Below are 12,300 nucleotides of genomic sequence, written 5' to 3'. Positions count from 1 at the left end.
ACGGAAGCCCTTATCGTGACTTTTACCCTGCCTCCCGCGCGTATCGTCGTCACCGGCGCCACCGGCCAAATCGGTCGAAAGGCCCTTGCCATCCTCGCGCGCCAGCCTTGGTGCGAGCACCTGACCGGTATTGACCTGCACACGGACGACACCCTATTTGGCCCCGAGTTGCTCGATCGATTGACTTTGGTGGCGGCGGACCTGCAGCGCCCCGATCCCGCGTGGATCAGCCACTTCAAAAACGTCGACGCCGTACTCCATCTGGCTGCGCGCAATTCAACGCCCGATGCCAGCTGGGAAGAAGCACTGGGTTCCTATGACATGACACTAAACGTGCTGACCGCCGCGGCTGAGCACGGTGTGCGGCGATTCGTCTTTTCCTCGTCAAATCACGCCATGGGCGGCTACAAAGACTTGCCCTTGGCTGCCGAGATGGGGCCGGGCAAACTGACGGCGAACACCGCGCCAGCTCCCGGCACGCAATGGTTCGACGGCCAACGCCACGTGCATTCCTTAGCCTACGGCACATCGAAAGTCATGGGTGAGCGGTTGTGCCGCGCGTTTTCCGTTGTCACGCAGGGCCGGCTGTCGACCGTAGCGGTGCGAATCGGATGGGTACTGCCAGGCGAGAATGACCCGCGCGACATTACATATTCCGGCGTGGCGGGGTCCATAGCGCCCGATACGGGCGAGCTCAATGAGTCTAGCCGCCGCGCCCTGACCTGGTTCCGCGGCATGTGGTTGTCCAATAACGATTTGGAGCGCCTGCTTTTGGCGACGCTAACGGCCGACGCGTCGAGTTGGCCCGACGCCAGCGTCATCGTCAACGGTGTGTCCGCCAATCGCGACAGCGCCTGGGACGTGTCTGGCGGCCGGACCAGCATCGGTTATAGCCCACAGGACGACGTGCAGGAACAACTGCGGCAAAGCGCAGCCCCGTAGCGGACGAGGATGAAAGCGGGCGGTATCAGCCCAGCTTCTGGGTCGAGTCTCGAACGAGGATCTCGTAGCCAAGAGTACGCACGCGGGCCTGCGGCTCGCGTGAGGCCAATTGCTCTACCGCGGCATAGGCCATTTCCTGGATGGGCTGACGCAGGGTCGTGAGCTTGGGCCAGGTCTGGCGCGACAACGGCGTGTCGTCGTAGCCCGCCACCGAAAGCGCCTTGGGCACCGGGATGCCTCTGGCGTGCGCCGCGTAGAGCACACCCGCCGCCATATCATCATTCCCGGCGAAAATCGCGGTCGGGCGATCAGCCAAGCTAAGCAGACGTTCGCCACATGTTACGCCCGAGTCGAAGGAGTGCAGCCCCTGCTCTACCAGACCGTCGTCCGCATCCAGGCGGGCTTCGGCCAGTGCATCAAGGTAGCCGCGTAGCCGCTCGTGGGCAGCGCCATGATCCGGATGGCCGGCCACGAACCCAATGCGGCGATGCCCCAGACTTAGTAGATACCGGGTCATATCACGAGCGGCGCAACGGTCGTCGGTACTGACTTCCAACCCCTTCGCACTCGGAAAACTGGGCGCCAACCGGACATACGGCATATCCCCCCGGTCCAGCGCTTCAATCAACGCAGGCACATCGGATAGCGGCGGCGTCAATATCACCCCGGCGCAGGTACGCTGCCGAGCCGCCTGCTCGATCTGCTCGGCAAGGTCAGAGGAACGATAGTCGCAGGGCTGCAGCAACAGGCTATAGAAATAACGTTTGCATGCGTCCAGAGCCCCCTGCTGAACATTGATCAGGTAATTGTCGCTGGGGTTGTCGTAGGCCAGCATGATCAGGTCTGAGCGCTTGCTTGCCAAGCGCCGAGCCGACGGGTTTGGCTGGTACTTCAACTGCTCAATTGCCGCCATGACCTTGGCGCGCGTCTTCTCGGTGGTGTTCGGCTCGTTATTCAACACGCGCGACACAGTCTTGATCGACACGCCCGCATGGGCCGCCACATCGTCGACCGTGACAGAACTTTTGCCGATCACCATGCTTCAGCACTCGACGATATTGACGGCCAGGCCGCCGCGCGCGGTTTCCTTGTACTTGGTTTTCATGTCGGCGCCGGTTTCGCGCATGGTCTTGATCACCGAGTCTAGTGACACGTAGTGCTGTCCGTCGCCGCGCAGCGCCATCCGGGCCGCGTTCACCGCCTTGATGGAGGCCATGGCGTTGCGTTCGATACAGGGAATTTGCACCAGGCCGCCCACCGGATCGCACGTCAGGCCCAGATTGTGTTCCATGCCGATCTCGGCGGCGTTCTCGACCTGCTCGACCGTGCCGCCCAAGGCGGCGGCCAGACCGCCAGCCGCCATCGAACACGCCACGCCCACCTCGCCCTGACAGCCGACTTCGGCGCCCGACAGCGAGGCGTTGTACTTGTACAGCAGCCCGATTGCGGCCGCCGTCAGCAGGAACTCCCGCACGCCCTCGCGGTTGGAACCCGGCACGAAGCGGTCGTAATAGTGCAAGACGGCCGGGATGATGCCCGCCGCGCCGTTGGTGGGCGCCGTGACGACGCGGCCGCCCGCGGCATTCTCTTCGTTGACCGCCATGGCGTAAAGGTTCACCCAGTCCATCACGGACAAGGGGTCCGACAGCGTGCGCTCGGCGCGCTGCGTCAGATTACGGTACAGCTCGGGCGCGCGACGGCGCACGCGCAGCGGACCGGGCAATTCGCCGTCGGCTTCCGGATAATTGATGCCACAGCCGCGCGACACGCAGTCCTGCATGACCTGCCAGATGCGGTCCAGGCCGCTGCTGGTTTCAGCGGCGTCGCGCCACGTCAGTTCGTTCTGCATCATCAACTGCGCCACCGACAGCCCACTTTCACGGCACATCGTCAACAGTTCGCGCCCCGAACGGAACGGGTACGGCAGCTGGTTATGCGCGGCGATGACCTGGCTGTTCGAGGCGCCCGCCGTCACCACGAAACCGCCCCCCACGGACAGGTAGCGCGATTCGCGCAACGACTCGCCGTTGGCGTCGTAGGCGTGGAATTTCATGCCGTTGGGGTGTTCGGCCATTGCCTCGCGGCGGTAGAACACCATGTGTTCCTTTTCGATGAAAGGAACCGGGTAGCGGCCCAGCAGCGGCAATTGGCGGCTGGCGCGCACCGAGGCGACCATGCCCACAATCGCGGCAGGGTCGACCGTATCGGGGGCTTCGCCCATCAGGCCCAGCAGCACGCCCTTGTCGGTGCCGTGCCCCTTGCCGGTGGCGCCCAGTGATCCGTAGAGCTCGGCGCGGACGTGGGCCACGCGCGGCATCAGCCCGTCGCGTTCCAGGCCTTGCGCGAAAAGCAAGGCGGCCCGCATCGGCCCCACCGTATGGGAGCTAGACGGGCCAATGCCTATCTTGAACAGATCGAATACGGAAACGGCCACGCAAAACTCCAGTACATCAAAGAATAGTCAGGCAATGATACGCGTAGCCACCGCCATGCGCAGTAAAGCCCCGCCGGGCGTATGCTGTATCAGGCCCCCGGGTTTCCCCGACAGGTCAGGCATGCGATCATTACAGAATTATTTCATGTCATAAAAAGAAGGGAACACCCCTGGATGTCTGGACTTATTACCCTGCTTGACTTCGCCGGCTATGTCGCACTGCTGCTTTGGGGCGTGCACATGGTCCAAACCGGCGTCCAGCGCGCATTCGGCGCCGCCCTGGGCGCGGCGCTGGGCAAGGCACTGGGCACGCGCCTGCGGGCCTTCGCCGCCGGCCTGGGCATTACCGCTGCCCTGCAAAGCAGCACGGCCACCGGCCTGATGATCACCGGCTTCGCCGCCGGGGGCGTCGTGGGCCTGGTGCCAGCCCTGGCCGCCATGCTGGGCGCCAATGTCGGCACCACGCTGATCGTCCAGCTGCTGTCCTTCGACCTGACCTCGCTCGCCCCGATCCTGATCCTGGCAGGCGTCTGGATGTTCCGCCGCTATCCGCCCGGCCGCACGCGCGACCTGGGCCGGGTGTTTATCGGCCTGGGGCTGCTGCTGCTCTCTTTGCACCAGTTGGTCGAACTGTTCGAGCCCTTCCAGACCGCCCCCATGCTGGGCATGATCCTGGATGCCCTGGCCACCCAGCCGGTGGCCGCGGTGCTGCTGTCGGCCGCCTTCACCTGGGCGGCGCACTCCAGCGTGGCCGTGGTGGTGCTGGTGATGTCGCTGGCCAGCCATCATATGGTTGCGCCGCACGTGGCCTTCGCGCTGGTGCTGGGCGCCAACCTGGGCACAGCTATCAATCCGATGATCGAAGGCGTAACCGGTGACGACCCCGCCGCGCGCCGGCTGCCGCTGGGCAACTTGCTGACCCGGGTGCTGGGCGTGCTGGCCGGCTTGCTGCTGCTGCCGGTGCTGCAGCCGCTGATGAGCTCAATGGCCAGCGACCCGGCCCGCGCCGTCGCCAATTTCCACACGTTGTTCAATGCGGTGATCGCCCTGGTGTTCCTGCCGCTCTTGACCCCTTACGCCGCCCTGCTTACCCGCTGGCTGCCCAAGCGCGCCGACCCGAACGACCCGTCCCGTCCCCAATACCTGGACGAATGGGCGCACGACGTGCCCGCCGTGGCGCTGGGCAATGCGGCCCGCGAGGCCCTGCGCATGGCCGACATGGTGCAGACGCTGCTGTTGTACGCCCGCGCCGGATTCAAGCGAGACAACCGGCACCGCATGGTGCAGGCGCGCCAGCTGGACGCGGCGCTGGACAAGCTTGAAAACGCGATCACGACCTATCTGGCCACGCTGGACCAAGAAAACATGACGCGCGACGACGTCCAGCGCATGGACGACATCCTGGCCTTCACCAGCAACATCGGCCACGCGGGCGACATCGCCCATCACGGCCTGCTAAGCCACGTCGCCAAGCTGCGCAAGCAGGGCTGGACGTTCTCGCCCGAGCAGCGCGCCAGCCTGGACGACACGCTGGGCCAGTTGATCGCCAACGAACGCCAGGCGGCCGCGCTTTTCGTCAACGACGATTTGCGCCAGGCCCGAGCGCTAGCAGGTGAAAAAGCCCGCTTCCGCACGATCGAAACCCAGGCGTCGGACACGCACCTGCAGAAGATCAAGGCGGGCCAAGTCGACGCCGCCGAAGTCGGCGCCCTGTACCTGGACATCCTGCGCGACATGAAGGGGATCAACTCCCACCTCGTGGGCGCGGCGGCCTATCCGCTGCTGGCCCGCCACGGCGAACTGCTCCCCAGCCGCCTGCGGGAAGCAGGGAACTGACAACAGGGCGGCGGGCCTTCAGACCGTGGACCGTGGACCGTGGGGCCGTGGGGCCGTGGGGCCGTGGGGCCGTGGGGCCGTGGGGCCGTGGGGCCGTGGGGCCGTGGGGCCGTGGGGCCATGGGGCCATGGGGCCGTGGGGCCGTGGGCCGTAGGATGGGTGGAGCGCGGCTGACCGCAGCCAAAAACTCAGCCGCCAAGCGCGCGCAACCCATCAGGCAGCGTATGCGTTGTAGCTGACATGGCGAAGAATTCACCGTTGCTTGATGGGTTGCGCGCGCTGGATAGTCGCGTTCTTGCTTAAGAATTCTCGCGCTACACCCATCCTACGGTCGCACGCCTACAGATACCGCTGGAACCACTCCACCATCCGTTTCCAGCCATCCTTGGCGGCCTCGGGCTTGTAGCTGGCGCGGTAATCCGCCATGAAGGCGTGGTCGGCGTCCGGGTACACCACGAATTCCGATTGTTTGGCCGCAGCATTGCCGTTGGCCAGTTTGGTCTTCATCGTCTCGATGTCGGCTACCGGGATGCTGGCGTCTTTGGCGCCGTACAGCCCCAGCACCGGGCCATGCAGCTCGTTGACGACGTCGTAGGCGACACGTTTGATCAGCGGGCCGTGGCCCGCGCTGAGCTTGCCGTACCACGCCACGGCGGCGCGCACGTTCGGGTTATGCGCGGCGTACATCCATGTCAGGCGTCCGCCCCAGCAAAACCCCGTGACCGCCACGCGGCGGGCGTCGCCGCCATTCTGCGCGGCCCAGGCCACGCTGGCGTCCAGGTCGGAGAACACCTGCTCGTCAGGCACCTTGCTGACCAGCTCGGCGATAAGCTTCGGGATATCGGTATAGACCGACGCGTCGCCCTGTCGCTCGTACAGGTTGGCGGCCACGGCCAGGTAGCCGGCCTTGGCGACGCGACGGCAGATGTCCTTGATGTGCTCGTGCACGCCGAAGATTTCTTGCACGACCAGCACGATAGGCAGGTCGCGGCGGCCTTCAGGCGCGGCGTAATAAGCGGCGATGGCGCCATCGGCCACGGGCAGCTTGAAATCCCCGTGGACGAGGCCCTGCGTGTCGGTATGAATGACGGTGGGCGCGATGTTGCCGGCGGCGGCGGAAAAACTCATGGAGTACTCCTGTGTAGGGATCAACGACACCGGGCCTCCCGTTCCGCGCGCGCCCTAATGAGCCGGGTGGGCGTGCTCCGCATGGGGCGCGCCGTGGCCGGGATCGGCCACATGCTCGTGCCCATGGTGCATCAGGGTCGTCACGCTATAGATCAGCGCCACGCCCACGCCCACCAGCAGCAATTGCGGGACGGCATCCGAAAGGGATACCCGTTCGTGCATCTGCGGCATCAGGTCGGCCACCGAGATGTAAAGGAAGCTGCTGGCGGCAATCACCAGCACATAGGGCACCCAGCCCTGTGCTTGCTGAAGCACGAAGTACCCTATTATGCCGCCCACGGCTGAACACAAGCTGGTGAACAGGATCAGTAGAAAGGCCCGGCGGCGCGCCAGCCCCGCGTTAAGCAGGACGACGAAATCGCTTAGCTTGTGCGGCACTTCGTGCACGATGATCGAGGCAGCCGTCAGCACGCCCAGCAGCGGATCGGTCAGGAACGCCGCCGCCACCAGCACGCCATCGCACAAGTTGTGCAGCGAACTGCCGATCAGGATCAACACCCCACCCCGCCCCGCTTCGTGGTGGTCGTGGCCCTTGTGATGATGGTGGCCGTCGCCCTCGTGGTGATGGCTATGGCGCAACAGCGCGATCTTCTCCAGCACGAAAAAACCGATCAGCGACGCCAGCATCAGCCCGAACAGCGTATGGGCGTCGCTTACCCCGCCTTCGAAGGCCTCGGGCAGCAGGTGCAGCAGCGCCACCGACAGCAGCACCCCCACCGACAGGCTCACCATGTGATGCAGGTATTGGGCAAACACCTTGTAGGCCAGCCAGCTGGCGACAAGGACGGCGATAAGGCCACCGGTAACGGTGGCAAGCAGGACCCAGAGCAGCAACATTTTGGGGACGCAATATAGGGCGGGGAAGCGCAACATTATATTGTTGCAATCCCAAAATCGGAAATGGGCCGCCCGAAGGCGGCCCACCCATGTCCGAAGACCCGCGCAGGACTTAGTGCGCCTGTTCCCAGTTCTTGCCCATGCCGACCTCGGCCACCAGCGGCACGCGCAGCTCGGCAACATTGCACATCAGGCGCGGCAGCGCTTCCTTGACCCGCTCGATCTCGGCGTCCGGCGCTTCCAGCACCAGTTCGTCGTGCACTTGCATGATCATGCGGGTCTGCAGTTGTTCGGCTTCCAACCACTCTTGCACGGCCACCATGGCCATCTTGATGAGGTCGGCGGCCGTGCCCTGCATGGGCGCATTGATAGCCGCCCGCTCGGCGCCCTGCCGGCGCGGACCAGACGCGCCACGGATTTCCGGCAATTGCAGGCGGCGCCCGAATACCGTTTCCACGTAGCCTTGCTCGCGCGCCAGCCGACGGGTGTTCTCCATGTACATCGCCACGCCGGGATAGCGGGCGAAATAGCGGTCGATATACGCCTGCGCCGCGTCGCGCGTGATGCCCAGGTTGGACGCCAAGCCAAACACGCCCATGCCGTAGATCAGGCCGAAGTTGATGGCCTTGGCGGCACGGCGCTGATCGGTCGACACGTCGGCCAGCGGCACGCCGAACACCTCGGACGCGGTGGCCCGGTGGATGTCCTCGCCGGCGGCGAAGGCGCGCTGCAGATTGGCGTCGTCGGAGACGTGCGCCATGATGCGCAGCTCGATCTGGGAATAGTCGGCCGACAGCAGCAAGCCCTGTTCGGCGATGAAGGCCTCGCGCACGCGGCGGCCAGCCTCGGTGCGAACCGGGATGTTCTGCAAATTGGGATCGGACGAGGCCAGGCGGCCCGTGATCACCGCCGCCTGCGCGTAGCGCGTGTGAACCCGCCCCGTGTCCGGGTTGATCATGCGCGGCAGCTTGTCCGTGTAGGTCGACTTCAACTTGGACAGGCCCCGGTACTCCAGCAGCACCTGCGGCAACGGGTAGTCCAGCGCCAGCTTGGTCAGCACGTCTTCGTCCGTGGACGGCGCGCCGCCCGCAGTCTTGCGGACCACGGGCAACTGCATGCGGTCGAACAGGATCTCGCCCAGTTGCTTGGGGGAATTCAGGTTGAAGGGCTGGCCCGCCAGCTCGTAGGCCTTTTGCTCCAGGCGCAACATTTCCTGGCCCAGTTTGTGGCTTTGGCGGCCAAGCTCGGCGGCATCCACCTTTACACCGTTGCGCTCGATCGTGGTCAGCACCGCCGACACCTTGATCTCAAGCTGGTAGACGCGATTCAGCCCTTCGTCGGCCGCCACCATCGGGCGCAGCACCTGATGCAGTTGCAAGGTGAAATCAGCGTCCTCGGCGGCGTAGTGCCCCGCCTTGTCGACCGCCACTTCGTCAAAGCCGATCTGCTTGGCGCCCTTGCCGCACAGGTCTTCGTAGGACACGCCGCTGCGGCCCAGGTAGCGTTGGGCCAGATCGTTCAGGCCCACGCCGCGATGGGATTCCAGCACATACGCTTCAAGCATCGTGTCTTCGGCAATGCCAGCCAGCCGGATGCCTTCATTGGCAAACACATGGGCATCGTACTTGGCGTGATGCAGCAGCTTGGCGCGCGAGGCGTCCTCAAGCCACGGCTTCAGGCGCGCCAGCACCTCGGCCTTGGGCAATTGGGTCGCGCCGTCGGGGCCGCGATGCGCCACGGGGATGTAGCAGGCCACACCCGGCTCCACCGCCAGCGACAGGCCAACAAGCTTGGCCTGCATCTGGTCCAGCGACGTAGTTTCGGTGTCCAGCGCCACCAGGGATGCGCCCTGCAGCTTTTCCACCCACGCGTCGAATTCCGCCCAGTCGGAAATAATGCGGTAATCCAGTTCGGCGGGAGCCGCGGGCACGTCAGCCGCAATGCGGGCATCGCCAGTCGGCACGCGCTCGGCGTCACCGGTCAGATCGCGCAGCCACGTGCGGAACCCGTAGCGTTCGTACAGTTCGGTCAGCGTGGCGTCGTCGCGTTCCCGCGGCGTCAGGTCGTCCACGCTTTCGACGTGGCCGGTCAGGTCGCAGTCGTACTTCACCGTCAGCAACTGGCGCGTCAGCGGGAAGTTCGGGATGGCCTCGCGCAGGTTGCTGCCGGCCACGCCCTTGATGCCATCGGCGCCTTCCACCAGTTTGTCGATAGAGCCGAATTCCGTCAGCCACTTCACCGCCGTCTTCGGGCCGACCTTAGTCACGCCCGGGACGTTGTCCACCGTGTCGCCCACCAGCATCAGATAGTCGACGATGCGGTCGGGCGGCACGCCGAATTTGTTGACCACGCCGGGTTCGTCAAGCACTTCGCCAGTCATGGTGTTGACCAGGGTGACGTGGCTGTTGACCAGTTGCGCCAGATCTTTGTCGCCGGTGGAAACAATGGTGTGCACGTCGTGCTCGGCCGCGCGCTTGGCCAATGTGCCGATCACGTCGTCCGCTTCAACGCCCTCGATGGCCAGCACCGGCCAGCCCAGCGCGCGCACAGCGCGGTGGATAGGTTCGATCTGCGCAGCCAGGTCCTCCGGCATGGGGGGCCGGTGCGACTTGTACTCGGGATACAAATCGTCCCGAAAGGTCTTGCCGCGGGCGTCGAAAATACATGCGGCATACTCTGCCTTGTGGTCAGATACAAGCTTGCGCAACATGTTCACCACGCCATAGAGCGCACCCGTAGGTTCGCCTTGCGCATTGCGCAAATCAGGCATAGCGTGGAAAGCGCGGTACAAGTAACTTGAACCGTCGACCAGTAATAAGGTTTTTTTCATGGTTACAAAGGCAGATATGGCAATAACTGCGGAAACACCCGCCAACAAACAAATTCCGCTGATTATGTCAGAGATACGGACGGCGGCAGACAAGCTCGCGAACATCGGGCCCGCAGTCAGCGTCTTCGGCAGTGCACGAGTCAGTCGCAATTCCCCCCACTATGAAACCACCATCGCCATATCGGCCGCCCTTGCTGGCGCCGGTTTCGCGGTCATCGCCGGGGGCGGCCCCGGCATCATGGAGGCAGCCAATAAAGGCGCATTCGAAGCGGGCGGCACCAGCATCGGGTTGAACATCAGCCTGCCGCACGAAGCGCACAACAACGAATACCAGACCATCAGCCTGTCGTTCGAATATTTCTTTTCGCGCAAGGCCACGTTCTTCATGCACAGCTTCGCCTACGTGGCGATGCCGGGCGGCTTCGGCACCCTGGACGAGCTCTTCGAAGCGTTGACGCTGATCCAGACGGGCAAGGTCCCGCCCGCGCCCATCGTGCTGGTGGGCAGCGAATACTGGTCCGGCCTGGTGGATTGGCTGGGCGGCCAGGTGCTGGGCAACGGCATGATCGGCGCGCACGACCTGGACCTCTTCATCATCGAAGACGATCCCGTCAAGGTGGTGCGCCGCGTGGTGGAGTTCCACGAAAAGGTCCACTCGGACGCGCAATACGCGCCTTCGCTTCCGGCCTGACGTTTCGCCGGCCCCATGAAAAATGCCCCCGCGGGGGCATTTTTCACTTCCGCATGAACGACGGCACCACTTCGGCCGGGATCGGGCACACGTAGGGCTGGCCCCGTCGCGCCTCCCGCAATTCTTCCTTGGCCCGGGCCAGCGCCTCCGGCTTCGTGTAAAGATCGGCGGCGGTCGCCGCGATGATCTTGGCCGCATGCACCATGCCCTTGTGAGCCATGGACATCTTGCCCTGCGCCACCATCTGCCATGAATGGAACGGCGTGCCGTAGGCGTAGCATGCCCCCCAGCATTGCGCGGTGGGCGTCACCCAACTGACGTCGCCAACATCGGTGGACCCGTAGCTGATCTCGGTCTTGGCCGGATCGAAGGGCGCCACGCCGGAGAACAGCGGCGTGGGATTGCGCAGTACCGCGCCCAGGTTCTTGCCAGCGTTGTCGATATCGTCTTCCGTGATCGAATCCCACATGCGGCGCGCGGCCTGCTCTTCGCCCGGGGTGTAGGCGGGCCCTTGCAGCGCCTGCATGTTGGCGTACATCACTTCGTTCAGCACGCGGTTCGGCATGTAGTTCGAGCAAGCCTTGTCAAACACGATTTCCAGTTGGCAGTCCGTCATCAATGCCGCGCCCCGCGCCACGTTTTTCACGCGCTCGTAAAGTTCCGACGCCTGCGAATTGACCGGGGCGCGCACCAGGTACAGGACCTCGGCGCGGGCCTGCACCACGTTGGGCGAAATGCCGCCGCTATGGGTCACGGCGTAATGCACGCGCGCGTCCGGCACCATGTGTTCACGCAGGTAGTTCACGCCCACGTTCATCAGTTCCACCGCGTCCAGCGCGCTACGGCCAAGATGCGGCGAATTCGCGGCGTGCGCGGCAATCCCGCGGAAGCGGAAATAGGCCTGGATATTCGCCAGCGACGATTGGTAGAAGATCCCCGTGTGCGATGCCGGATGCCAGGTCAGGGCCGCGTCCAGATCGTCGAACAGGCCGGCGCGCGCCATGAATGTCTTGCCCGAACCGCCCTCTTCCGCCGGGCAGCCATAGAAGCGGATCGTGCCCGGCAACTGGTTGGCTTCCAGGAACTCTTTGACTGCGACGGCGGCGAAATGCGCGGCCGTGCCCAGCAGATGGTGCCCGCATCCGTGGCCATTCCCATTCGGCGTTTCGGGCGATGGCTGGCAAGCGAACGCGCCGCTCTCCTGGCTCAGGCCCGACAGGGCGTCGTATTCGCCCAAGATGCCGATGACGGGGCCGCCTTGGCCGGCTTCGGCCACGAAGGCCGTCGGGATGCCCGCAGCGTCCCGCGTGATGCGGAAACCCGCTACTTCCAACATCTCGATATGCAGCTCGGCCGATTTGTGCTCGTCGTAGCGCAATTCTGCCAGGCTCCAGATGCGGTCGCTCAGATCCGCGTAACGATCGCTGCGCGCGTCAATGAACGGCGCAAGTTTGTCGATGGCACCCATTGCTTCTCCAGTGAAAGGTTGATCCTGTCCCGTTGAAAAAAAGCCGGTCATTCGTCGAGCTTGATCTCGGCAGT

Annotated in this window: 9 protein-coding genes; 3 read left to right on the top strand and 6 right to left on the bottom strand. The window is 64.5% G+C overall.

Annotated elements, in window-relative coordinates:
• Positions 1 to 15 precede the first annotated feature (15 nt).
• A complete protein-coding gene (locus ACI0FO_RS03820) occupies positions 16 to 942 on the top strand; it encodes an NAD-dependent epimerase/dehydratase family protein (protein ID WP_416024230.1) in 927 nt (308 codons plus the stop codon).
• A gap of 25 nt (positions 943 to 967) precedes the next feature.
• Here ACI0FO_RS03820 and ACI0FO_RS03815 read toward each other — a convergent pair whose 3' ends face one another.
• The gene (locus ACI0FO_RS03815) at positions 968 to 1,981 is read right to left on the bottom strand and encodes a LacI family DNA-binding transcriptional regulator (protein ID WP_416024228.1); all 1,014 of its coding nucleotides are present in this window, start codon (positions 1,979 to 1,981) and stop codon (positions 968 to 970) included.
• A 3-nt stretch (positions 1,982 to 1,984) separates the two neighbouring features.
• Entirely contained in the window at positions 1,985 to 3,376 is a 1,392-nt protein-coding gene (locus ACI0FO_RS03810) for an L-serine ammonia-lyase (protein ID WP_416024227.1), read from the bottom strand.
• Between the two features lie 174 nt (positions 3,377 to 3,550).
• Between ACI0FO_RS03810 and ACI0FO_RS03805 the strand changes: the two genes are divergently transcribed.
• Positions 3,551 to 5,212 carry a Na/Pi cotransporter family protein gene (locus ACI0FO_RS03805; RefSeq protein WP_416024226.1) on the top strand — a complete coding sequence of 554 codons (1,662 nt, stop codon included), beginning with the start codon at positions 3,551 to 3,553 and terminating at the stop codon, positions 5,210 to 5,212.
• Between the two features lie 339 nt (positions 5,213 to 5,551).
• On the opposite strand, the gene ACI0FO_RS03800 is transcribed toward ACI0FO_RS03805, so the two are convergent.
• The 3 genes from ACI0FO_RS03800 to polA form a co-directional block, all read right to left on the bottom strand.
• The gene (locus ACI0FO_RS03800; protein ID WP_416024224.1) at positions 5,552 to 6,340 is read right to left on the bottom strand and encodes a dienelactone hydrolase family protein; all 789 of its coding nucleotides are present in this window, start codon (positions 6,338 to 6,340) and stop codon (positions 5,552 to 5,554) included.
• Between the two features lie 54 nt (positions 6,341 to 6,394).
• A complete protein-coding gene (locus ACI0FO_RS03795; RefSeq protein ID WP_416024222.1) occupies positions 6,395 to 7,237 on the bottom strand; it encodes a ZIP family metal transporter in 843 nt (280 codons plus the stop codon).
• A gap of 112 nt (positions 7,238 to 7,349) precedes the next feature.
• Positions 7,350 to 10,067, bottom strand: a complete 2,718-nt coding sequence (gene polA / locus ACI0FO_RS03790; protein WP_416024220.1) for a DNA polymerase I — start codon at positions 10,065 to 10,067, stop codon at positions 7,350 to 7,352.
• 64 nt (positions 10,068 to 10,131) lie between these two features.
• Between polA and ACI0FO_RS03785 the strand changes: the two genes are divergently transcribed.
• A complete protein-coding gene (locus ACI0FO_RS03785) occupies positions 10,132 to 10,758 on the top strand; it encodes a TIGR00730 family Rossman fold protein (RefSeq protein WP_416024218.1) in 627 nt (208 codons plus the stop codon).
• Positions 10,759 to 10,801: 43 nt separating this feature from the next.
• Here ACI0FO_RS03785 and ACI0FO_RS03780 read toward each other — a convergent pair whose 3' ends face one another.
• Positions 10,802 to 12,226 (bottom strand): M20 family metallopeptidase, encoded by a 1,425-nt coding sequence (locus ACI0FO_RS03780; protein WP_416024216.1) that lies wholly within the window; start codon positions 12,224 to 12,226, stop codon positions 10,802 to 10,804.
• Positions 12,227 to 12,300 lie beyond the last annotated feature (74 nt).

The organism is Achromobacter marplatensis, assembly GCF_049060505.1.
In the GTDB taxonomy this organism is placed as follows: Bacteria; Pseudomonadota; Gammaproteobacteria; order Burkholderiales; family Burkholderiaceae_B; genus Achromobacter; species Achromobacter marplatensis_A.
The sequence above is the reverse complement of the archived record's forward strand: the minus strand, read 5'-3'. Positions and strand labels throughout refer to the sequence as shown.

Coding starts and splice junctions, on each gene's coding strand:
- ACI0FO_RS03815 (WP_416024228.1), bottom strand. CDS start 1,981: ATGGTGATCGGCAAAAGTTCTGTCACGGTCGACGATGTGGCGGCCCAT.
- ACI0FO_RS03805 (WP_416024226.1), top strand. CDS start 3,551: ATGTCTGGACTTATTACCCTGCTTGACTTCGCCGGCTATGTCGCACTG.
- ACI0FO_RS03800 (WP_416024224.1), bottom strand. CDS start 6,340: ATGAGTTTTTCCGCCGCCGCCGGCAACATCGCGCCCACCGTCATTCAT.
- ACI0FO_RS03795 (WP_416024222.1), bottom strand. CDS start 7,237: ATGTTGCTGCTCTGGGTCCTGCTTGCCACCGTTACCGGTGGCCTTATC.
- polA (WP_416024220.1), bottom strand. CDS start 10,067: ATGAAAAAAACCTTATTACTGGTCGACGGTTCAAGTTACTTGTACCGC.
- ACI0FO_RS03785 (WP_416024218.1), top strand. CDS start 10,132: ATGTCAGAGATACGGACGGCGGCAGACAAGCTCGCGAACATCGGGCCC.
- ACI0FO_RS03780 (WP_416024216.1), bottom strand. CDS start 12,226: ATGGGTGCCATCGACAAACTTGCGCCGTTCATTGACGCGCGCAGCGAT.